The 1,200-nt window shown below is 58.3% G+C and carries 2 protein-coding genes; both read right to left on the minus strand.

Annotated features, from left to right (window positions below; translation table 11 throughout):
- Positions 1-187: DUF1850 domain-containing protein (locus B6S09_RS18040; RefSeq protein ID WP_141202005.1), on the minus strand; the 187-nt coding region annotated here is incomplete at its 3' end.
- Positions 184-1,200: TRAP transporter permease (locus B6S09_RS18045; RefSeq protein ID WP_141202006.1), on the minus strand; the 1,017-nt coding region annotated here is incomplete at its 5' end. The genes B6S09_RS18040 and B6S09_RS18045, both read right to left, overlap by 4 nt.

Below are 1,200 nucleotides of genomic sequence, written 5' to 3' on the forward strand. Positions count from 1 at the left end.
CTGGGACCTCCATCCCCGCACCGTTACCGCGTACCCGCGCCTCTTCCAGGACTAGCCCTTGCTCGGTCACGCGGTAGTCTTCCTCCCAGCGGATCTTTTCAATGGTGTGATCCCAGGCCAGCGTGAAGTGTGAAACCGACAGCTGGGCCCACACCACGCTGGTCAGGCCCAGGCATACGCCGATCATGGTAGGGCGAGCTCTGCACGTCGGGACCGCCAGACATGCTGGAGGATCACCACTATCCCCAGCGCGAAGCCCAATTCATCGGTCAGCGGCAACGCCACCACCAGCAAGGCTCCAGCCGCCACACTCAGCAGTCGTTCCCACAGGGGCATCTTGCGCAGCAAATAACCGGTGGATGCCATGCCCCAGAGCCCGACCGCTAACAAGGTCTTGATCAGCATGTACGCGGTCATCCACAAATTATCGCCTTGCAACATCAACGCCGGGTTGTAGACCGCCATAAAGGGTATGACAAACCCCGCCAGGGCAATTCGCACCGCCCAGAGGCTGATCTTGAACCCAGTCTCTTTAGCGATCGGGGCCGCGGCAAAGCAGGCGAGGGCGACGGGGGGCGTCAGGTCGGCGAGGATGCCGAAATAAAATACGAACATGTGCGACACAATCAACGGTACGCCCAATTCTAAAAGGGCGGGGGCTGCAATCGAGCTGGTGATGATGTAGTTGGGTATGGTCGGAATACCCATGCCCAAAACCAGGCAGGTGATCATCGTTAGGATCAGCGAAAGCAGTAGATTGTCTCGGCCGATCGCCAGGATGTATCCCGCAAACGTCGAGGCGACGCCCGTCAGTGAGACCACACCAATAATGATCCCCACCAGGGCGCACGCGATGCCAACCGGTACAGCATGGCGTGCACCTTCTACCAGGGCGTGCAGGCAGATGGTCAAGGTTTCGTGCCCGCCCTTGATGAGCCCGCAGCCCACCACCAGCACTGCAATCACAGCAAAGATCACACCGATGCCCAGTTGGAAAAAACCGGTACAGAGGATGCCCAGCGCAATCCAGAACGCGCAGCGCAAGCCAAAGCTTTGTACTTTTAGAATAATTGCCGAGCCGAGAATCACGATGGCCGTGAGTGCCACTCCGACCATGCCGGAAAACAACGGCGTACGCCCGGAAAACAATAAGTAGACCAATACCAGCAGGGGTATCAGCAGATACCAGTTCTCCTTCAC

Source organism: Oceanimonas baumannii (assembly GCF_002245495.1).
Taxonomy (GTDB): domain Bacteria; phylum Pseudomonadota; class Gammaproteobacteria; order Enterobacterales; family Aeromonadaceae; genus Oceanimonas; species Oceanimonas baumannii.